This is a genomic window from Haloglomus litoreum (assembly GCF_029338515.1).
Taxonomy (GTDB): Archaea; Halobacteriota; Halobacteria; order Halobacteriales; family Haloarculaceae; genus Haloglomus; species Haloglomus litoreum.
This window is the reverse complement of the sequence record NZ_CP119988.1, coordinates 4,004,598-4,023,309: the sequence shown is the minus strand read 5'-3', so window position 1 is coordinate 4,023,309 and position 18,712 is coordinate 4,004,598. Positions and strand designations below refer to the sequence as shown.

The 18,712-nt window shown below is 69.2% G+C and carries 20 protein-coding genes; 8 read left to right on the top strand and 12 right to left on the bottom strand.

Translation table 11 applies throughout. The annotated features are described in order from the left end of the window. Window positions 1-54 precede the first annotated feature (54 nt). From P2T62_RS20115 to P2T62_RS20100, 4 genes are all read right to left on the bottom strand, one after another. Window positions 55-2,106 carry a hypothetical protein gene (locus tag P2T62_RS20115; RefSeq protein WP_276258801.1) on the bottom strand — a complete coding sequence of 684 codons (2,052 nt, stop codon included), beginning with the start codon at window positions 2,104-2,106 and terminating at the stop codon, window positions 55-57. A 103-nt stretch (window positions 2,107-2,209) separates the two neighbouring features. Continuing rightward, on the bottom strand, window positions 2,210-2,668 hold the full coding sequence (locus P2T62_RS20110; RefSeq protein WP_276258800.1) for a pyruvoyl-dependent arginine decarboxylase: 459 nt from the start codon (window positions 2,666-2,668) through the stop codon (window positions 2,210-2,212). A 174-nt stretch (window positions 2,669-2,842) separates the two neighbouring features. Further along, window positions 2,843-3,673 (bottom strand): amidohydrolase family protein, encoded by an 831-nt coding sequence (locus tag P2T62_RS20105; RefSeq protein WP_276258799.1) that lies wholly within the window; start codon window positions 3,671-3,673, stop codon window positions 2,843-2,845. Then, complete coding sequence (locus P2T62_RS20100) at window positions 3,673-5,448, bottom strand: acyl-CoA dehydrogenase family protein (RefSeq protein ID WP_276258798.1); 1,776 nt, start codon at window positions 5,446-5,448, stop codon at window positions 3,673-3,675. The genes P2T62_RS20105 and P2T62_RS20100 overlap by 1 nt, the downstream gene beginning before the upstream one ends. 368 nt (window positions 5,449-5,816) lie before the next feature. On the opposite strand from P2T62_RS20100, the gene P2T62_RS20095 reads away from it, so the two are divergent. After that, on the top strand, window positions 5,817-6,590 hold the full coding sequence (locus P2T62_RS20095; RefSeq protein WP_276258797.1) for an IclR family transcriptional regulator: 774 nt from the start codon (window positions 5,817-5,819) through the stop codon (window positions 6,588-6,590). A gap of 82 nt (window positions 6,591-6,672) precedes the next feature. Here P2T62_RS20095 and P2T62_RS20090 read toward each other — a convergent pair whose 3' ends face one another. The 3 genes from P2T62_RS20090 to P2T62_RS20080 form a co-directional block, all read right to left on the bottom strand. Further along, window positions 6,673-8,229, bottom strand: coding sequence for a phytoene desaturase family protein (locus P2T62_RS20090; RefSeq protein WP_276258796.1), 1,557 nt, complete (start codon window positions 8,227-8,229; stop codon window positions 6,673-6,675). Window positions 8,230-8,391: 162 nt separating this feature from the next. Then, a complete protein-coding gene (locus P2T62_RS20085) occupies window positions 8,392-8,997 on the bottom strand; it encodes a TetR/AcrR family transcriptional regulator (RefSeq protein WP_276258795.1) in 606 nt (201 codons plus the stop codon). Between the two features lie 179 nt (window positions 8,998-9,176). Then, on the bottom strand, window positions 9,177-9,680 hold the full coding sequence (locus P2T62_RS20080; RefSeq protein WP_276258794.1) for a DUF6653 family protein: 504 nt from the start codon (window positions 9,678-9,680) through the stop codon (window positions 9,177-9,179). A gap of 173 nt (window positions 9,681-9,853) precedes the next feature. Here P2T62_RS20080 and P2T62_RS20075 point away from each other — a divergent pair, with 173 nt between their 5' ends. Together P2T62_RS20075 and P2T62_RS20070 are read left to right on the top strand one after the other, a co-directional pair. After that, a complete protein-coding gene (locus tag P2T62_RS20075; RefSeq protein ID WP_276258793.1) occupies window positions 9,854-10,417 on the top strand; it encodes a hypothetical protein in 564 nt (187 codons plus the stop codon). Window positions 10,418-10,534: 117 nt separating this feature from the next. Beyond that, window positions 10,535-11,731, top strand: a complete 1,197-nt coding sequence (locus P2T62_RS20070) for a serine hydrolase domain-containing protein (protein WP_276258792.1) — start codon at window positions 10,535-10,537, stop codon at window positions 11,729-11,731. A gap of 183 nt (window positions 11,732-11,914) precedes the next feature. On the opposite strand, the gene P2T62_RS20065 is transcribed toward P2T62_RS20070, so the two are convergent. The 3 genes from P2T62_RS20065 to P2T62_RS20055 form a co-directional block, all read right to left on the bottom strand. After that, a complete protein-coding gene (locus P2T62_RS20065; RefSeq protein ID WP_276258791.1) occupies window positions 11,915-12,796 on the bottom strand; it encodes an ABC transporter ATP-binding protein in 882 nt (293 codons plus the stop codon). Beyond that, on the bottom strand, window positions 12,789-13,682 hold the full coding sequence (locus P2T62_RS20060; protein ID WP_276258790.1) for an ABC transporter permease: 894 nt from the start codon (window positions 13,680-13,682) through the stop codon (window positions 12,789-12,791). The genes P2T62_RS20065 and P2T62_RS20060 overlap by 8 nt, the downstream gene beginning before the upstream one ends. Window positions 13,683-13,901: 219 nt before the next feature. Next, a complete protein-coding gene (locus P2T62_RS20055; RefSeq protein WP_276258789.1) occupies window positions 13,902-14,834 on the bottom strand; it encodes a hypothetical protein in 933 nt (310 codons plus the stop codon). A gap of 183 nt (window positions 14,835-15,017) precedes the next feature. On the opposite strand from P2T62_RS20055, the gene P2T62_RS20050 reads away from it, so the two are divergent. The 5 genes from P2T62_RS20050 (at window position 15,018) to P2T62_RS20030 (ending at window position 17,797) form a co-directional block, all read left to right on the top strand. After that, entirely contained in the window at window positions 15,018-15,242 is a 225-nt protein-coding gene (locus tag P2T62_RS20050) for a hypothetical protein (protein ID WP_276258788.1), read from the top strand. A 194-nt stretch (window positions 15,243-15,436) separates the two neighbouring features. After that, window positions 15,437-15,742, top strand: coding sequence for a hypothetical protein (locus P2T62_RS20045; RefSeq protein ID WP_276258787.1), 306 nt, complete (start codon window positions 15,437-15,439; stop codon window positions 15,740-15,742). A 48-nt stretch (window positions 15,743-15,790) separates the two neighbouring features. Further along, entirely contained in the window at window positions 15,791-16,159 is a 369-nt protein-coding gene (locus tag P2T62_RS20040) for an ArsR/SmtB family transcription factor (RefSeq protein WP_276258786.1), read from the top strand. Further along, entirely contained in the window at window positions 16,156-16,866 is a 711-nt protein-coding gene (locus P2T62_RS20035; protein WP_276258785.1) for a hypothetical protein, read from the top strand. The genes P2T62_RS20040 and P2T62_RS20035 overlap by 4 nt, the downstream gene beginning before the upstream one ends. Before the next feature lie 70 nt (window positions 16,867-16,936). After that, entirely contained in the window at window positions 16,937-17,797 is an 861-nt protein-coding gene (locus P2T62_RS20030) for a CPBP family intramembrane glutamic endopeptidase (RefSeq protein ID WP_276258784.1), read from the top strand. Here P2T62_RS20030 and P2T62_RS20025 read toward each other — a convergent pair. Both P2T62_RS20025 and P2T62_RS20020 read right to left on the bottom strand, forming a co-directional pair. Beyond that, complete coding sequence (locus P2T62_RS20025; protein ID WP_276258783.1) at window positions 17,785-18,273, bottom strand: ASCH domain-containing protein; 489 nt, start codon at window positions 18,271-18,273, stop codon at window positions 17,785-17,787. The genes P2T62_RS20030 and P2T62_RS20025 overlap by 13 nt on opposite strands. Beyond that, window positions 18,270-18,470: a hypothetical protein gene (locus P2T62_RS20020; RefSeq protein ID WP_276258782.1), complete on the bottom strand. Its 201-nt coding sequence runs from the start codon at window positions 18,468-18,470 to the stop codon at window positions 18,270-18,272. The genes P2T62_RS20025 and P2T62_RS20020 overlap by 4 nt, the downstream gene beginning before the upstream one ends. Window positions 18,471-18,712 lie beyond the last annotated feature (242 nt).

Here is an 18,712-nt window from a genome sequence, read left to right as displayed (position 1 = left end):
GGCAGGACAGGGAGCTCCCGGGATCGGGCTGCCCCCGAGAGGCCGGTCGCTACCTCAGCTCGTCTCCTCCTCGAACCGCTTCTTGAACTGGTAGACGGCGTCGCTGATGTCCTCGCCGCCCCAGGGCTCCTCGGCCAGCTCCTCGACGCGCTCCTCGACGTAGCCGCGTCGGGCGTCCGTGTCCCGGAACGTCTCGTCGTCCCAGTCGCCGATCTCGTCGACGATGGCCCGCTGCGGGGGCAACAGGAGCGTCGTCCGGTCCCCGAAGGCGACCCGTGCCTCGTAGGTCTCGCGGTCGGGACAGAAGTAGACCTCGCGGAGGTACTCCGTGAACTGGCCGGTGTTGATGCGCTTGAACTTCTCCTCCCAGTTCTCCTGCAGGCTCGAGGCGATCGGCTGCTTCGCCGACCCGAGGTCGTCGGTCACGTCCACCCAGTGCTCGTCGTACTCGTCGTCGAGCGTGGACTCGCAGTCGTTGAGTTCGCTCAGGAACGCGAGGCTCCGCGTCTCGAGCTCCTTGACGGCCACGTCGTCGCCCCCGTCCCCGAGTTCCGCCGAGAGGTCCTTGATCTCCGACTGGATGTCCCGGAGCTGCTCGTCCACCGCCTCGGGGACGCCGCCCTCCTCGCCGCCCTCGTTGAGGATGATGTTGTTGACCGTCTTGCGCTCGACCTGCTGTGGCGTGCCAGTCGGCGTCTCGACGGCCTCCGTCGTCCCTGTCGCGGTGTCGGACTCCTCTTCGAACTCGTCGCCGAAGTTGAACTGCTTGCCCTCCTCGAGGAAGTTGAGCAGGAACGTCTCGATGGCGACACCCGTCGAGTAGATGGCCGTCATGTTGTACTCGGGGGCACCGTCGCGGGATTTGATGAGCCGGTCCGCGTTCCCGATGTGGCGGAACCCCTTCTGCTCGAACCGCGGGTCGCCGGCCCAGCACTTGTCCAGGATGACCGGCGCCAGTTTCCCGCGCACCTTCTCGCGGATGGTGTCGGCGGCGAAGTCATCGACCTGCTCGACCAGCTCCGGCCGGCGGTTGATGAGTTCGACCAGGGAGTCCAGCAGCACGTACGGGGCCGACCCGTCCGTGAACTGGTGGTCGGGCCCGCAGTCGTAGTCCACGGTCAGGGCCCAGAGGTTGGGCTGGTCCTCGTAGTAGCCCAGCGCCCAGTTCATCGCCGTCGCCATCCGGTCGCTCCGCTCGTCCGTGATGTCGATCCCCTCGAGACTGGCCGCGGCGTACGAGAGGCCGACGAACGCGTAGCAGGTCGACAGGAGCTTCTCCTTGTTGCTCACCTCGCCCATCACCCCGGTCGGCACCGACCAGTACTCTCCCTCCCAGTACTCGTTCTGGAGGAACCGGCTCGCCCCCTCGAGGGTCTCCTTCAGCTCCGTCTCGTACTTCGTGACGACGTCGTCGACCAGGTCGATCCCCCGGTAGTTGAGGAGGTCACAGAGGACGATGGTAGCCGAGTAGGTGAAGTAGTTGACCGGGCTGGGGTCCATCTCCTCGAACTGGCTCGACTCGCTCCCGAGCCAGGCCCAGCCGACCGCGTCGTCGGCCGCGACACGCTCGCCCTCGACGGCGTTCGAGAGCAGCCACTCCACGTTGGTCTCCAGCGCCGCCTCGAGCTCGCTCCGGTCGATATCGTCGCCGAGGTCGATGCCGGCCTGCAGCGACTCCAGGATCGCCGAGGTCGAGAACGTCGCCGCGACGGTGAAGTTGTCCGTCTCCAGTCGCTCGCCCTGTCCGTCACCCCCGGTCAGGTACGGGTTCGGCCTGAAGTTCGGGCCGTCCTCGGCCGTGATGTGGTCCAGGACAACCTCCAGATCGTTCTGATAGTAGCGTCGGCGGAGGGTGCTCCAGTCCGAGCGGTCCACCGGCGCGAACTGCTCGGTGAGTGCCAGCGCGGTGAGCGCCTCCGCGTAGGTCATGATCCCGTTCTCCCCCTTGGTGAACTCGTCGCTCCACGGGTCGATTCCCTCGTCGGTGGCGTTGCGGATCGTGACGAGCCAGTTGTTGGCCCCCCTGACCGCCGCCGTCGCCCACTCGTCGACATCCTCGTAGCCGGACGGGATGTCAACGTTCAGGTCCGGGTCGGCTCGTGACATCGGTGCCTTACCCTCGTCGGGGACCCCTGCTAAATGTTTCTCACGCCGGAATCCCCTGCCCGAATCTGGGCCCCCTCACGTCCATCCTACCCCACGTGGCCGACTACACCGGCCGGTAGATCGCCGAGACGATCGCGGCCCCGTTCTGGTCGACGGTGTGCTGGGCGATCTCGGTCTCGATCCCCGGCTCCCAGTTCCAGTCCGGCCGGTTCGTCTTGGCGGTCTCGATCCCCCGCGTGACCAGCGATTCGACGTTCGTCCGGCTCTCGGCCGTCGCCTCGAAGAAGACCCCGCCCTCGTCGGCCTGCGCCCAGCCGAGCCCGGCCGCGATGGTCTCGCCCGAGACCGTGGATTCGTTCTCCGAGAGGACGACGCTCACCAGCTCCCCGACGTCCCACTCGCGGTCGTGCGTCCCCTCGACGGAGACGACCGCCCCCTCGGGGATGACCGACGAGAGGGTCACGAGGTTGTAGTTGTGGATCCCGGCGTCCGCGAGCGCGGCATCGAACGCGCTCAGGGAGGTCGCTCCTTCGCCGGTCCCCGTGACCACTTCTATCTCCATACTCGCCCCTCGGCCGCTCGTGTCAAATGTGCTGTGATACCGCTGTTCCGTCCAGTCTGCCGACAGCGACGACCACCCACCCCGCCCGCCCGCTCGCTGTGGCCGTCCGGGTCGTTCGCGAGACGGTGGGGCTCCCGCCAGCCACGGGCCGGGGCTGTCGGAGCCGGGAGGCGCCTACGCGATGTCCAGCCCGAAGGCCTCGGCGGCATTGCGGTAGCAGAACCGCTCGCGTGCCTCCTCGCCGAGGTCGAGGTCGGCGATGCCCTCCAGACACTCGCCGGGCTGTATCATCGGGTAGTTCGTCCCGAACAGGACCTTCTCCGAGCCGTGGCCCCGCATGAACTCCACCAGTTCGTCCGGGTACCGCTTGGGCTTGTACGCCGAGGTGTCGATGTAGACGTCCTCGTACTTCGTCGCGAGCGCCATCATCTCCTCGGTCCACGGGTGGCCGATGTGCCCGGCGACGACCGTGAGGTCCGGGAACTCCCGGAGCACGTCGTCCAGGTACGGGATGGGCCGTCCCGGCTCGGAGGGTTTCAGCGGGCCCGTGTGGCCGACCTGCAGGCAGAAGGGCACGTCCTGCTCGACGCACTCGGCGTAGACCGGGTAGTACCGCCGGTCGTTCGGCGGCAGCTCCCACAGCCACGGCACCACGCGGATGCCGGCGAAGCCCAGCTCCTCGACGCACCGCCGGACCTCCCGCACCGCCGCCATCGGCCGGTCGATGGGCACCGACCCCACGCCGACGAACTGGTCCGGATGTGCGTCCACGATGTCGGCCACGTCGTCGTTGCCGATGAGCGGGCCATCCGGGCCCCACCAGGCGCTCAGGAGGCCGATGTCGACGCCGGCGCCCTCGTAGGCCTGGACGGTCCACTCCGGGGGGACGTCCTCGAAATCGCCGTCGTTCCACCGCTTCAGCGACTCGAGCCACGGCTGGTCCAGGAACTCGCCGACCGGATGCTGCATCCACGCATCCACGACCGGGGTGTCATCGAGCGCCATCAGTACTCACCCATCCCCTCCGGAGCCGCCGGTTCCGCCAGGCGCTCCGGGTCGAGGCTGTCGTACCGGACGACCGCATCGAACACGTCCGGCGACAGCTCGTCCGGGGTGGTGATGCCCCGCTCGTCGGGCCGACGCAGCTGGTCGTCGATGAACCGTCGCGCCACGGCCGCCTTCCGCGCGTCGCCCTCGTCGTCGAGCTGTAGCTGCGCCTGTTCGAGCAGGACGGCGGCGGTCGTCACGTCGAAGACGTAGTCCGCGAGCTCCTTCGCCTGCCGCTGTGCGTAGGCCACGCTCTCGGTGCCGACCGTCGCCATGGCGCGCGCGAGCCCGTCGCGTTCGTCGGCGACCGCGGCCGCGAGCGGTTCGAGGACGGGGTGGGAGACGGATCCGAGTCGGTCGGTCACGAGTTCGAGGAGCGGCTCGTGGGCCCCCTCGCGCTCCATCGCCCGGAGGACGTCGAGGGCGACGACGTTCGACGCACCCTCCCAGATCGGAAGCACCTGCGCGTTCCGGAGGAGCCGGGGGTGGACGAACTCCTCCACGTACCCGTTCCCGCCCTTGATCTCCATCGCGTACGAGGCGGTGTCGACGGCCATCCGTGCGGTCCGGTACTTCGCGATGGGGACGAGGATGCGCATGAGCCCATGGGCGGTCCCGTCGTCGGTGCGCTCACGGCGATGGAACGCGTCGACGGCCTCGAAGGTGAACACCAGCGCGGCCTCGTGGTCGGTCGCCATCTCCAGCAGGTCCCGTCGCATCAGGGGATGCTCGTCGAGCCGCTCGCCGAACACCTCGCGGTTGGCGGCGTGGACCTTCGACTCCAGCAGCGCCCGACCCATCACGCCACAGGAGCCGATGGCGTTGTAGAGTCGCTCCATGTTCAGCATCTCCGACATCTGCTCGAACCCGTCCTCCGGCGCACCGACGAGGGAGGCTTCGGCCCCCTCGAAGACGACCTCCCCCGTCGGGACGCTCTTGGTCCCGAGCTTGTCCTTCAGACGACGGATGCGGTAGTCCGCCGGCGCCCCGGCACGCTCGGGCCCGGGGGCCAGGAACAGCGAGAGCCCCTCCGTGCCGTCGGGGGCATCGGGCGTTCGAGCCAGCACCAGCGCGGCCCCCGAATCGACGTTCGAACAGAACCACTTCTCGCCGTAGAGCTCGTACGTCCCGTCCCCCTGGGGCTCGGCGGTCACCTCGTTCGCCCCGACATCGGTCCCGCCCTGCTTCTCGGTCAGGAACATCGCGCCGGTCACCAGGTCCTCGTACGTCCTGGCGGTCAACCCCTCGTAGAACTCGTCCAGCGACCCGTCGTCGAACTTGTCCAGGACGAGCGCGGCCCCCCCGGTCATCGCCCCCGGGCAGCTGAGGCCGACGCTCGAGGCGTACTCCATCAGGTAGAACTGACCGAAGTGGAACGGGAACGAGACGGGCTCGTCACGACCGGGCGGCGCCTCGAACGCGTCGGCGATCAGCCCGGACTCGTAGACGAGCCGCTCGTTCTCGAGGTGGGCGGGGTGGTACTCGACCTCGTTGACGCGATCGCCGTCCTTGTCGTACGCCGTCAGTTCCGGCGGATGTGCCTCGACGGTGTCGGCGTTGTCGACGACGGTGTGTCCGACCAGTTCCCCGAAGTCCCGCAGTCTCGGGGCTCCCCAGTCCAGCTCCGCGTCGGCACAGCGATACGCCAGTTCGAACTGCAACGTTCGGTCGTAGCGGTAGTAGTTGCAGTGGCGTCCCTCGTCCAGCGACTCGTACGCTAACGGTCCACTCATGGTATCGTATCACATCTACTAACGTTAAATAACTTTGCCAACATTTCTAATTCTGTTAATTAAAACCGGCTATATATGTGCTATCAGTGGTATAGGGTAGATATAGGTGGGTCTTGGCTGCTTGCACTGCCTTTCGGTGTTAGAAATCAGAACTATTGGAATCTGTCGCCCGTCCGTTCCGTTCGAACGACCGTCCGTCCGTTCCATCATACGAACCCCTCGTTTCGGGTCGGCACCGTCCGGGGAGCGTGCGATCGTCTCGGGACCACAACCGTGGAAGCGCCTCATCGACCCGAGGACGGTCCCGGGGGGTGCGTTCGAGCCAGCGGAACTTTATCTATCTCGGTGTCGAACCGATTCGCACGCCAATGAGCAGCGGGAACGAGGGGCGGAAGCCGGTCCAGACGACGAAAACGACGTTCGAGATCATCGAAGCCATTCGGACCAGCGGAGGCGCCCGGGTGACCGAGTTAGCGACGGAACTGGACGTGGCGAAGAGCACGATCCATCGCCACGTTACGACACTGCACGACCTGGGTTACCTTGTGAAGGACGGTGATACGCACGAAGTCGGACTCCGGTTCCTCTCGCTCGGCGAGTACGCCAGGACCCGGGACCCGGCGTACACGAAACTCCAGCCCAAGGTCGCGACACTGGCCGAGCAGACGGGGGAGTCGGTCCAGTTCCTCGTCCCGGAGCACGGCCGGGCCGTGTACGTCCACCGTGCGGAGGGTGACAACGCGGTCAACACGCCGAACTCGCGGATCGGTGAGCGGATCCCGCTACACTCGACTGCCGCCGGCAAGTCGATCCTCGCCTGCTATCCCCCAGAGACCGTCGAGGAGATACTCGAGACGGTGGGGCTCGACCCGGTGACGGACAACACCATCACCGACCCCGAGGCGTTCCGCAACGACCTGGATACGATCCGGGAACGGGGGTACAGCGTGAACGAGGAGGAGAACGTCGAGGGGGTCTACGCGGTCGGCGTGCCGATCAAACGGACCGACGGGCGACCGATCGGCGCGCTCAGCATCTCGGGGCCGGCGCACAGGTTGCAGAACGAGGCCTCGGAGCGCGAGCTCTCGACCCGGCTCCTCGAGACGGCGAACGAGCTGGAACTGAACATCGCCTACTCGTAGCTCCCGCCGCCCGGAGCGGATACGGCGCGCCCGCCTCGGCTCCTGCAGCCTCCACTGGACGACCCGAACGCGCCCCCGGACCTCAGTCGCGGGACTGGAGCAATGCTGTTGCAGCGCGATATCCCGACGCCATGGCGCCGGTGAAGCCCCCGCCGGGGAACCCCCAGGCCGAAGCGAACCGGAGGTTCGGAACGGGCGTCTCGATACGTCGGTTCAGCAACGACTGCCCGGGCGTCTGTGCGAAGCCGTAGGCCGATCCGCCGGGGTTGAGCGTGTACCGATGGATCGTCTTCGGCGTCGCCAACTCGGCGTGTTCGACCACGTCGGGCAACCGGGGGTACTGGTCGCCGAGCCGACGCAGCAGGACGTCTCGAACGTGGACCTTCTTCCGTCGGTACTCGGCATCCGTAAGGCCCGTCCAGCTGTCGAGGTAGTCGACCGTCGAGACCGCACCGACGGCCTTGCCATCGTCGGTGAGTCCGGTGTCCACCTGACTGTAGTCGACGAAGTTCAGCGTCCGTCGACCGTACGACGAGTCGCGTCCCTCGGCCGCGTCGGCCAGCGTCTCCGTCTCGGGGTGCTGGAGGACGGTCGAGTACTGCTCACAGCCGAGATCGCACGGCGGCGTCTCGAAGCCCAGATACAGCGTCGTGAGCGAGGGAGCCACCTCCCAGTCCTCGATGCGATCGGCCAGTTGCCGGCCGTACCGTTCGGGGAGCAACTCGTCGGCGACCAGCGGGATCGCCGCGTTCGCGACGACGGCCTCGGTGGGGGTGGTCTGCCTCTCACGTCCGGTCGTCTCTGTCGTTCCGGGCCGGGATCTCTCGTGCCGGACGGCCGCTATCTCCCCGTCCTCGACGACGAGGTCGGTCACGAGCCGCCCCATCCGAACCGTCCCGCCGTGCGCCTCGATCTCGGCTGCGAGATGGTCCGAGAGGGTCTGTGACCCGCCCGTGACGTAGTACCCGCCGCCAGCGAAGTAGCCGCCCTGCGCGGCGGCGAAGAACGGCAGCGACATCGAATACGGGTCGTCGTGGTAGTAGCCGAGGTTCGCGGTCAGTACGAGCTTCAGCTCCTCGTCCTCGATGATGTCGTCGAGGAACGCTCCCAACGTGGTGGTACGATACCGGAGGAAGGTCCAGTTGCCGAGCGGGAACGTCAGCAGCCGTCGAAGCGGGAGCGACCCGGACAGCGGGAACCGCGACATCGACTCGCGGATCGACATGATGACCTCGAAGAACCGGCGGATGCCGGCCTCCTCGTGGGGGAACTCGCTGGTCAGTCGTTCGATGGCCGCTTCCCTTCCGTGTGGGACGACCAGCTCCTGGTCGCCGCGGCTGTAGCGATAGAACTCGGGGACGGGCTCGAAGTTCAGCTCCTCCAGCAGCCCCAGCGAATCGAACAGCTCCCGCTTGATGTCGTGCTCATCGAGGCCCTCGATCTCGTGGAGGCTGACCTCGAACTCGAAGTCCATCCGCTGGAACGTGGTGGCGCACCCGCCGGGCACCGAGTGCCGTTCGAGGACGAGTACATCACGCCCGGCACGGGCGAGCGTCGCCCCGGCGGTCAGTCCCCCGAGACCCGCTCCGACGACCACTGTGTCGTACCGATCTCCGTCGTTCGCGCTGCTCCGGGACATCGATGAGCGGGAGGACGGAGCGCCGGGCCGAAACGGTTCCACCAACAGCTTGGGCATCGCACGTGCTCCGGTCCGCGGAGCGCCCCGTTCTATCGGGAGACGGCACGACTCGGCCGTCGATGGCGTCGATCCCGGACGGCTGGCGGGCCGTTCCGGCCTGGGTCACTCTCCGGTCGCAGCCAGCCCCCGTGCGAACGTCTCGATGACGAAATCCCGGACCTCCGGGTAGTGGTCCGCACCGATGTCGTCCTCGTGGAGCGTGAGGTACGGGATCGCGCCGACCGCCCGGGCGACGAGTTCGGGATCCTCCCCGTGAACCTCGCCGGCCTCGACGAAGGGGTCGGTGAACGCCCGGATGGCCTCGATGTCCTCGGCTCGGTCGGCCTCGCGTTCCTCGGGCGTGCGGTACTCGCGCAACCGGCCGAGTTCGTCCGAGACGACGAGCTGGCGGACCAGCGGATTGGTCTCGATCTCGTCGAACAGGAAGCGCAGGAACGACCGGACGACCGTCTCCGGATCGTCGCCCTCGACGATCCCCTCGTCGGAGAGGCGGCGGCTGATGGCCTCTCCCTCCTCCTCCAGAACCGCGAGGTAGAGTCCCTCCTTCGAGTCGAAGAACTGGTAGAACGTGCTCGTCCCGATCCCGACCTCGCCGGTGAGGTCGGCGATGGTCGTCTTCCCGAGGCCGTACTGCGCGAACAGCTCTCGCCCGGCCTCCAGCAGGTCCGCCCGGATGCGGTCGCGCTGGTCGTCGGAGAACCCCTTCATGGCCACCCGCACGAATCAGGAACGGATATGTCCTGAGTTTCCAGCCGATCCCGGCTGTGGCTGGCAGGTCCGTCCGGCGCCCCCGGGCCGAGGTCGGACGCGTGGTGTGCCACGACTGCCGTGGCTCTGGTCGGCCGAGCACGGCGGGGGACGCTGGACTCGTGGAACGCGAGACCGATTCACTCGGTCCAGGCCCGGATGTCCTCCAGATGACGCATGTCCTCGAACAGCCACACCATCCTGTCGAAGAACCACGTCTTCGCGAGGAACGCCACGGACATCCCGGCCATGGTCATCCAGAGGTCGAGGGTGTACATCCCCCAGATGAACGGAACGAGGCCGACGACCTGGACCAGGTTCAGTGTGTGCGTCTGAAGAGCGAACACCCGCGGGATGTCGTACGTCTCCCGCTGTTGCCAGATGCGCTCGCCGAGAACCCCCTTCGACGCCCAGTTCTCCAGCGACGCCGGCCTGCTGAAGAGTCGTGGGTTGAAGAACGTCCACAGTAGCGTCAGCGCCAGCGGAACGAGGAAGTACTCACCGATCCAGACGCGGGACCACGCCGCGGCGACGATGAGCGGTAGGACGGTGAACCGCGAGTAGACGCTGCGTGGGTTCGCGTGCCGGAGCCATTCGTCCCCCTCGAGTCCGAACAGCCGCGCGAGTGTGCTTTCGACGTTCATGTGTCCGTGTCGGGAGAGCATTTGTGAACTCAAAAATATTTGGTTCTCAAATTTTTGAAAGGGTGGTAGCTCCGAGACCCCCCGCATAGCGGTTGCTGCAGCGGGTGGTCGCCGATGAGGAACGGGACGGTGGGTGCCGACGGGCCTTCGTGCCGGATCGGTCAAACACCCGTTTGAGGCTACAGGAAGGCTACCTCGCCACGGCTCGCATCGCCATCGTGTCCCGAACCACGCTGACGCTGGCCCTCCTCGTCCTCGCCCTCCTGGCCGGATGCTCGACAGCGATGGGTCCGTCGTCCCCGACCGACAGCCCGGACCCGGCGAGTACACCGACGAACGCCAGCACCCCTGCCACCGGGACGAGTCCGGACGAGCCGCCACTTGACTTCGACGGCGCGGACGACACACTCGACCCGAACGAGCCGCCGCACATGGTCCGGCTCGTCAACGACGGGAACGCGACGCGGAACGTGACCCTCACCGTCGCCCGCGACGGCGAGACGGTGTACGTCGGGACGTTCCGGTCGTTCCCGAACACGACCGTCCTCGGGGAGATCGACCACGTGGGGAACTACACGATGACGCTCTCGGTCACCGGCGGGAGCAACGTCACCGAAACACTCGACGCGGGGTCCTTCGACTGCAACCACTCGACGACGACGTTCGACCTGGGTGGCCAGCCCCCGACCGTCGAGACGGTGTCGACCGAGATGGCGTGTGGAACGCCCGGGTCGTGAGCCCACTCGGTCCGGGTACGGTCTTCCTCGACGACCCCAATCTGTTGGGTGCATGCTGATGCCCGTGTCCCCTCACACGATGTCCATGGACGGGACCGACAGGCCCGGTGACTCCCGATGAGCGGCGTCGAGCCACCGGTCGGCGGCCGTGTCGCTTCCGGGTTCGAGCCCGTGGAATCGGTGTTCGCCGAATCGCTCCGTGACGGCGACGAACTCGGTGCCGCGTGTGCCGTCGTTCACCGGGGCGAACTCGTCGTCGACCTCTGGGGTGGCTATCGTGACGCCGACCGCACCGATCCCTGGACCGGGGAGACGCTCGTTCTCGTCTTCTCGACGACGAAGGGTGTCGCCGCGGCGGCGATGGCGCACGCCCGCTCACAGGGTCGCTTCGAGTACGGGGACCGGGTGGCGGACCACTGGCCCGCCTTCGCACAGCACGGGAAGGGCGACGTCACCGTTCGGCAGTTGCTCGGGCATCAGGCCGGTGTCGCCGCCGTCGGCCGGAACCTGACTCCCGCGGACGTGGCCGCCCGCGACTCGCTCGTCGCCCGCCTCGCCGCGAAGGCGCCCGACTGGGAGCCCGGAACCCGCCACGGCTACCACGCGTGGTCGCTCGGCTGGTACGAGAGCGAGCTGCTCCGCCGAACCGACCCGGCGGGCCGGACGCTCGGCACGTACGTCGCCGAGGAACTGTTCGACCCGCTGGGCGAGACGTTCCACATCGGCCTCCCCGAGTCGGCGGACGACCGGGTCGCCCATGTGGAGCCGTTCGGCCCGTTCGACGCCCTCCGGAACCTCGGGGCGTTCCCGCCCCGGATGCTCCTCGGCCTCGCCAACCCGTTCTCGACCACGTCGCGGGCGATGAACCCGTTCGACGTCTCGACGCCGGCCGAGTTGAACGCTCCCGAGTGGCGCCGGCTCGAGATCCCCGCGGGCAACGGTGTCGGGACCGCCCGGGCGCTCGCGCGACTCTACGGGGCGCTCGCGACGGACGGCGACCCGCTGGGCATCGGTCGGGAGACGCTCGACGCCCTCGCGGCACCGGGGACGCTCCCGACACGCGGCCGCCGGGACGTGGTCCTCGGCACGGAAACCTCGTACTCGCTGGGGTTCTGGAAGCCGTTCGACGGCTTCGCGTTCGGGAGCGAGGCCGCGTTCGGGGCGCCGGGTGCCGGTGGCTCGTTCGCGTTCGCGGACCCCGACCGGGACCTGGGGTTCGCCTACACGCCGAACCGGATGGGCACACACGTCTGGGACGACCCACGGGAGCTGCGGCTCCGGCGTGCCGTCGAGGCGTGTCTGGCGTCGCGATGACCCGTCCCGCTGTGGCCGACAGCCGTGGCGGCCCGCCCGGGGGCTCGCCGGCAGTCCACCCGTACCGGGGTGTCGGTCACGGGACCACCTGACCCGCCGGGAGGGCTCGACGGGGGCAGTTGACACCCGGCGGTGCCCACCCGGCAACCAAGCTGTTCCCTGCAACGCGGTGCAGGACTCCAGTCACGGCTGGAGGTGGATGTAGTAGTTGAACACGTCCGGGGCCGTCGGTACCTCGATGGCGCGGACGCCCGGCCGTTCGGCGACGGCCTCGGGGTCGGCCTGGGCCGCGAGGAACCCGCGACGGCCGGCATCGGTGTCGAACAGTCGGCCCTCGCGGAGGACCGGTCGGAGGTCGTCGGTCGTCCCCCCCTCGACGACGACCACCGGGGGCGTGGCCTCGCGGAGCGCGTCCGGCTCGCCGTCGGCGACGATGCCGTCCGAGCCGAAGAAGACCAGTCGGTCGGCCGCCCGGATGTCCCGCGGGGAGTGACTGGTGGCGACGACGGTCCGGCCGGCGTCGGCCAGGTCGTCCAGCATCGCGTGGAACCGCTCGACGGTCGTCGGGTCGAGCGCGGCGGTCGGCTCGTCCAGCAGGTAGAGCGGCACGTCGACCGAGAGCGTCAGCGCGAGTTCGAGCTTCCGGCGCATGCCGCCGGAGTAGTCCGCCACGCGGCGGTCGAGCGCGTCGAGTTCGAGGCTGTCGGCCACCTCCTGCCACCGGTCGGTCGCGCCCGGGTGGAGCGCGGTGTAGAACGCCGCGTTCTCGCGACCGGAGAGCTCGTCGACCGCGAGCCCGTCCTGGAGCATGAACACGAGCTCGGTCCGGCCGTCGGCCGGCGGGTCGCCGAACACCGAGATCGACCCCCTGGAGGGTCGCAGTCCACCCGCCAGACAGGACAGCAGGACGGTCTTCCCCGACCCGTTCGGCCCCATCAGGAGGGTGGTCTCGCCGCGGCGGAACGACAGGTCGACCCCCTCGAACACCGGGGACCCGTCACCGAACGACTTGGTGAGGCCACGGGCCCGGACCGCCACGTCCGTCCCGGTCGACACGTCACTCACCCCCCTCGCCGTCGTAGATGCGACGACGCATCACGACCGACCCGAGCACGACGCCAGCGACGGCGTAGCCACCCAGCAGGAGCGCCGACTCCACGCCGGTCGGGAGCGCGGGTGGGACCAGCGGGGTGCCCGCGCCCGAACCGACCGGGACGAGGTGGTACACCGCCAGCCGCGTGGCGAGCGAGTTCGGGAGGACGTTCACCAGTTCGCCCAGCGGCCCCGGCGCCATCGACGGGAGCAGGCCGTTGTAGCCGGTGAGGAAGAACAGCGCCAGCGTGAGCATGTTCGTGACGCCGACGACGTACTCGCCGTCGTCGAGGACGGAGGCGACGAGAACGGCCGCCCCCATCGCGAGCAGGCAGAACAGTACCAGCGCCCCGAGCACGACGGGCACCGAGACGGCCGAACGGAGCGCGAGCGTTCCGTCGGTCGCGACGCCGACCGCCAGTACGAGTACGAACGAGACGAGGGCGAGCGCCAGCCCGCCCGCGAATCGGCCCAGCAGGTCCGCCGTGGGCGAGACCGGGAGCGACCGGAGCTTCCGGTAGCGTTTGGCCTTCAGGTCCGCGCTCAGCGCGGTCGCGAAGATGACCAGCGAGACGCTGAACGCACCGAACACGCCGAAGACGACCGCGTTCGCCCCTCGCTGGACGCCCGGGTCACCGAGCAACACGCCGAAGACGAGGAAGAAGAAGGCCGGCGCGGCAAGCCCCCACACCAGCGCCGCCCGGTTGCGGAACAGTTCTCGGAGCGTCCGGACGGCGAACGCGCGGCTCTGGCGGTGCCACGCGACACCCCCGTTTCCGGTGGTGGGCGTCTCGCTGACCGGCCGGAACGACACCGCCCCGTGCTCGCCCTCGATCATGCTCGCTTCGCCGTCACTCATCGGCGACTCCTCCGGGTGTCCGCTGTCGGTTCGGTCTCACCGCACGGGGGCTGGGGTCCGCTCGTCGACCGGGCTGGTCCACGGGCCGCCTGTCAGGTCGGGTTGGGGGTCCTGTCATAGTTCGGGTGGGGTGTAAAGCGTACTTTCCGTAAAGTTCGTTTTACGTAAAGTTGGCTTTACACCATGAATCTTTCGGGAGTCGCCGTCCCGCCGCAGCTATCACCGGGCCATCGCCAGCGGCGACTCCGGCTCCAGTTCCGGCGGTATCGGTGGGTGGCACCCGGCATCCACCGGGCGGGTCCCGGTCTGGGTCCCGTAGCGCTGGGGGTGGCCCATCGACACCTGCCAGCGGTCGTAGGTGAGGTGGACCCAGCGGGTGGCGTCGAGGGCAGCCGATTCGTTCGCCGCGAGGGCGAGCCGGTGGGCCGTCTCGAAGTGCGCCGGGCAGGTCCCGTGATGCAGGACGACGGCCGCGTCGAGCCACTCGTCGGGGGCGTCCGCCCGGCCCGCCGCGAGCAACGAGAGGACTCGCTCGGCGCGCTGGTAGTCGCGGCTCCGGTCGGCCACCGCACCGGTCTCCCGGTCCCGCTGGTCGGTCCGCTCGAGGTACGCCAGCTGCCGTTCGGCCGGCCAGTCGTCCGGCGGGACCGGCGCCGGCGCGGCCGCCACCGCGAGCACCGATCCACCGACCGTCGCAACCAGGACCACGGCAGCCACGAACAGCCCGCGCCGCGTGCGCGGGTGCGCCGGGAGCCCGCGAAGTCGATCCCCCCCGAACCGCCCCGCGACCAGCCGGACGACGATGCCACCGGCAACGAGGTACGGGAGGAAGACCAGCGCGAACAGCGCCACGATGGTCAGGACGCCCGCGGCGGTCCCGGTCAGGTATCGGGCGGCGACGAGTGCGACCACGAGTGTGCCGCCCGCGGCCCACCACCATCGGCCGAGTGATGGGGCGGTGACCGCCAGGACGACTGCGCCGAAGCCGGTGATCAGCAGGTAGTACGCGGTGGAGGGGGCCCCGGCCGCGACCAGCGAGCCAGCGTCGCCGCGCGCGTACACCGCCGAGCCGAGGACGAGCGCAACGTGCAGACAGACGTAGCCCACTGCCGCGGCGAGGACCGGGTGGCGGGCGAGTGTCGTTCGGTTCACGACCGGAATCGGCGGCCACCCGGCAAAGACCCGGAAGCTGGCTTGCAGCGCCGCCAATCCGTCGGAACGGTTATATCCCTCCTCACCGCTCGACCGGCGCCCCGTGTGGCGGCGAGCGATCGCTCGTACGGACGAGTGCGTGTCTGCCGATACGGGTATGCTGTTGGCCAGCCTACCATCCACATGGATCGAACTGGACTGTATCGCGGAGCCGGCATCGTACTCGCCGTTCTCGGCACCATGATCGCCGTCGGTGCGTTCCTGACGAGCCTGGGGGTTCCGACGGGGATCGACGGCGACAGCGTGCTGATCGGGGCCGGAATCGCGGTCGCCGGCGCCGGCGCTGCGTTCCAGTTCCGACCGCCGGCTGTCGAGTCGCGTGGTGACGACGAACCCGTTCGTCAGTAGGCCTCGACGGATCTCGGCTGATCACGAGGCGGTTGCCGGCGACCGGGTCGGACCCGGCTCCCCGGTACGGCTCCCGAGCGTCGTTCGTCAACAGAGCATCCCCGCGGAATCACGCCCCGTATGAAGGTATCGCTCAGTTCCGCCGGGCGTGACCGTGAGCCGGGGGTCATCCCTCCTGGGGCCCTCTGGAGCCCATGACGCTCGCATCGACCGTCCACGCATCGTCCGTTCCCCTCCAGTCGTCGTTCCCGCCGACCACGGCCATCGGCTGGCTCGTCGTCCTCGCGCTCGTCCTGTTCGGGGGCGCGTACGTCGGCGTCTGCCTGCTGGTGGCCGTCTGGGTCCGTCGGGACGCCCGGTTGACCGGCCGCGCTCGGCCGACACTCTGGGCGAGTATCGTCGGCGTGTCGCTTCTCGGGGGTGGGCTCGTCGGTCTGTTCCTCCTCGCGGCGTACCTCTGGAGCCGTGACCCGTCCCCTCCCCCGGTGACCGCCGAGTGAACCGCCAACGCGAGGGGCTATGGGGCCTCCGTTCGAGGTGTCGCCCGGATGAGTCCGGCGGGTGACGCGGACGAGGCCGATGTCGGACAGGTGGCCGAGCTACTGGCCAACGCCTGTGCCCGCGAGATACTCGTCCGCACCGCCGGCGAGGCGCTCTCGGGTGACGAACTCGCCGACCGGTGTGACGCCTCCCGGACCACCGTCTACCGTCAGCTCGAGCGGCTCGAAGCCGCCGGCCTCGTCGTCGGCGCCGTCCAGCTCGACCCGGACGGGCATCACTTCGAGCGCTACCGCGCCAGCCTCGACCGCGTCACCATCGACCTCGACACCGACGGGGTACACATGACGATCGATCGCACCGAGCCAGCAACCGACGCCGTCGACCGGCTCGAGGGGCTCTTCGACCGACTCCGATGACACACGCCACGCCTCCCCCGTTGCTCGCCCCGCTCCAGAGCTTCGCCACCACCTCGCCGGTCGCAGTGGCGGCGACACTGGCCGTCGGGCTTGCGGTACTGCTCGGCCTCGCTATCGTCGGCCGTGTCGTCAGCCGCTACCGAGCCGCCCCCACCCCGTCGCTCCGCGCACTGGTCGTCGGCATCTCGCTCGTCGCCGCGGCCCCGCTCGGCTTCCTGTTCGTCGACGTCGGCGTCCTCCCGGACCGGCTCCGGTACGTGACCGGCAGCCTCGTACAGACGGTCGGTCTGCTGACCATCATCCGGGGGATGTACGGGCCGACAGGTGCGGGCGGGAGCTGGGCGCCCCGGTCCATCGCGGATCTCGTGGTCGCCGCGCTCGGGGTCGGGACAGGAACGACCGTCGGGGCGGCGACGGTGTTTCTCGGTGGCTCGGGCCCGCTCGCGGCCGCCACCCTCGGTGTGGTCGTTCTGGGCGGCACCTTCGTCGCCGGGCAAGCCGCCCGCGCGTACCGACGGCGGGGGGACCGCCGGATGCTCGCGTTGTCGGCAGGGACGCTGTCGCTGGTCGTGGTCCCGACACCCGCCGCGCTCGCTCTCCTCAGCCGTGGGACAGCGGCCGCTGCCCTCGGCTATGCCGGGTTCTTCGTCCTCGGCCAGGTCCTCCTGCTGGCCACACTCTCCGACCGCGCTGATGACGGGGTATAAACGTGCCGCACGGTCCCGCGAGACGTGAGTGTGGACGGGCCGATAGGTCCGTTCCGGACCAAGCCGACCCGTGACTCCGCCAGACCCGACCCGGATCGACGCTCCCCCGGAAACGCTCGTCCGTTTCGTCGCCCTGACGTTCCTGCTCTCGTGGGGGCTGTTCCTCCCAGTCGTCCTCGGCCTCGTCCCCGTCGCGCAAGCCACACCGCTGGTGGTCGGTTCCATCTTCGGTCCGTCCGTTGCAGCGCTCGTGCTGACGTGGCGGGCCGACGGTCTCGCCGGCCTCCGACGACTGCTCGCCCGGCTCGTTCGAATCCGCGTTCCTCTCCGCTGGTACGCCGCCGCGCTCCTGCCGGTCGGCCTCGGCCTCCTCGGCTGGTGGTATCTCCACCTGACCGCCGGGGCCGGACCGCTCGGCCGGTTCGGCGGTGACCTCGGGACCCTCCCGCTCCCCGTCATCGTCGCCCTGTTCCTCGTCTCCAGCCTCGGAAGCGGGGCGCTCGCCGAGGAGCTGGGGTGGCGGGGCTACGCTCTCCCGCGACTGCAGGCACGGTTCGACGCGCTCGGCGCGAGCCTCCTCCTCGGGGCCGTCTGGGCCGTCTGGCACCTGCCGGTGTTCCTCCTGACCGACGCCGGGACGACGCTCCCGTTCGAGTGGTACCTGCCGCGACTCCTCGCGCTCTCGGTGTTGCTGACGTGGGTGTTCGACCACACCCGGGGGAGCGTGCTCCATGCCGTCCTCCTCCACGCAGCGGTCAACGGGACGGAGGCGTTCGTCTCGGGGACACTCACCACGCCGCTCCTCGAGCTCCGGTACGGGCAGGCGATGACGCTTCTGACCGTCGCGGCGGCGCTCGTCGTGATTGTCGTGTGGGGCCGGGAGTTGGGTGATCCACGGCGACCCACCACGGGAGACGCTCAGGCGCGGTAGACGACCCGGAACCGCTCGCAGACGACCGGCATCTCCGGGTCGAACGATCGCCCCTCGGGAAGCGTCCGCTGGTAGTACCGGACGTGCGCCAGGCGCCAGGACGCCAGCGAGCCGTCGCTCTCGCCCTCGGCGGCGGCATGGTCGGGAGTCACGTCGACGAACGGGACAACCTCGACGCGCTCGGTGCGGATCACACACCGTGGCTCCCCATCGCCGTCGAGGACGACCCAGTGGTCGCCCGGCTCCGGGAGCGGCTCTCCTGCCGCCTCAACCGTCCACTTCGCCTCGGCGGTAGCCGTCTTCTCCCCCACGCAGACGAGGTCGGCGAGCGTATCGGCCAGCGCGGGCGTGTCGCCGAACGAAAACGCGCCGGCGAGGTCCGGGCGCCCCTCTGGTGGCAGACTCCCGCGGTACGCTTCGAACAGGTGTCGAACGTCGGGCGGAGCAGCCTCAGTCGACAGGTCGTCCCCGCTCACCGACCCAGCCACCGCCGGAGACGGTGGCCCTTCCACAGCAACAGGCCGGAGAGCGCGAGCGCCGGGAACACGAGCACCTGCACCGCGAGTTCGAACGCCGCCACGCTCCCCAGCGGTGAGTAGAGGTACACCCCGAGCGCCGTCGCCAGGGCGACGTGTGCGAGCCGCTGTCGCGACCGCGACCAGACGCCACTCATGCCGATCGCTCCCCGCCCGTCGTGCCGTCGGCTCCGTCTTCCATATCGGTCGGTCGGCGGGTGGTGAGGTCCGTGTTCACCCAACAGCTTGGGGATGTGGGCGGAGCGGGCACCGACACGAGCGCGCCGGCTCCGCCATCGGCGGTACTCCACCCCGGACACGCGGCGAGGGAGCCACACCGGGCGCCGACCGGCTCACGACCGGCCGACCCCTGCACGGAATCACCCGTCGTCGCGGGTGC

Bases quoted from the DNA above. Each gene is read 5' to 3' on its own strand.
- P2T62_RS20035 (WP_276258785.1), top strand. From the start codon at position 16,156: ATGACACACGCCACGCCTCCCCCGTTGCTCGCCCCGCTCCAGAGCTTC.
- P2T62_RS20040 (WP_276258786.1), top strand. From the start codon at position 15,791: ATGAGTCCGGCGGGTGACGCGGACGAGGCCGATGTCGGACAGGTGGCC.
- P2T62_RS20060 (WP_276258790.1), bottom strand. From the start codon at position 13,682: ATGAGTGACGGCGAAGCGAGCATGATCGAGGGCGAGCACGGGGCGGTG.
- P2T62_RS20085 (WP_276258795.1), bottom strand. From the start codon at position 8,997: ATGAAGGGGTTCTCCGACGACCAGCGCGACCGCATCCGGGCGGACCTG.
- P2T62_RS20115 (WP_276258801.1), bottom strand. From the start codon at position 2,106: ATGTCACGAGCCGACCCGGACCTGAACGTTGACATCCCGTCCGGCTAC.
- P2T62_RS20095 (WP_276258797.1), top strand. From the start codon at position 5,817: ATGAGCAGCGGGAACGAGGGGCGGAAGCCGGTCCAGACGACGAAAACG.
- P2T62_RS20105 (WP_276258799.1), bottom strand. From the start codon at position 3,673: ATGGCGCTCGATGACACCCCGGTCGTGGATGCGTGGATGCAGCATCCG.
- P2T62_RS20110 (WP_276258800.1), bottom strand. From the start codon at position 2,668: ATGGAGATAGAAGTGGTCACGGGGACCGGCGAAGGAGCGACCTCCCTG.
- P2T62_RS20090 (WP_276258796.1), bottom strand. From the start codon at position 8,229: ATGTCCCGGAGCAGCGCGAACGACGGAGATCGGTACGACACAGTGGTC.
- P2T62_RS20080 (WP_276258794.1), bottom strand. From the start codon at position 9,680: ATGAACGTCGAAAGCACACTCGCGCGGCTGTTCGGACTCGAGGGGGAC.
- P2T62_RS20070 (WP_276258792.1), top strand. From the start codon at position 10,535: ATGAGCGGCGTCGAGCCACCGGTCGGCGGCCGTGTCGCTTCCGGGTTC.
- P2T62_RS20050 (WP_276258788.1), top strand. From the start codon at position 15,018: ATGGATCGAACTGGACTGTATCGCGGAGCCGGCATCGTACTCGCCGTT.
- P2T62_RS20020 (WP_276258782.1), bottom strand. From the start codon at position 18,470: ATGAGTGGCGTCTGGTCGCGGTCGCGACAGCGGCTCGCACACGTCGCC.
- P2T62_RS20100 (WP_276258798.1), bottom strand. From the start codon at position 5,448: ATGAGTGGACCGTTAGCGTACGAGTCGCTGGACGAGGGACGCCACTGC.
- P2T62_RS20045 (WP_276258787.1), top strand. From the start codon at position 15,437: ATGACGCTCGCATCGACCGTCCACGCATCGTCCGTTCCCCTCCAGTCG.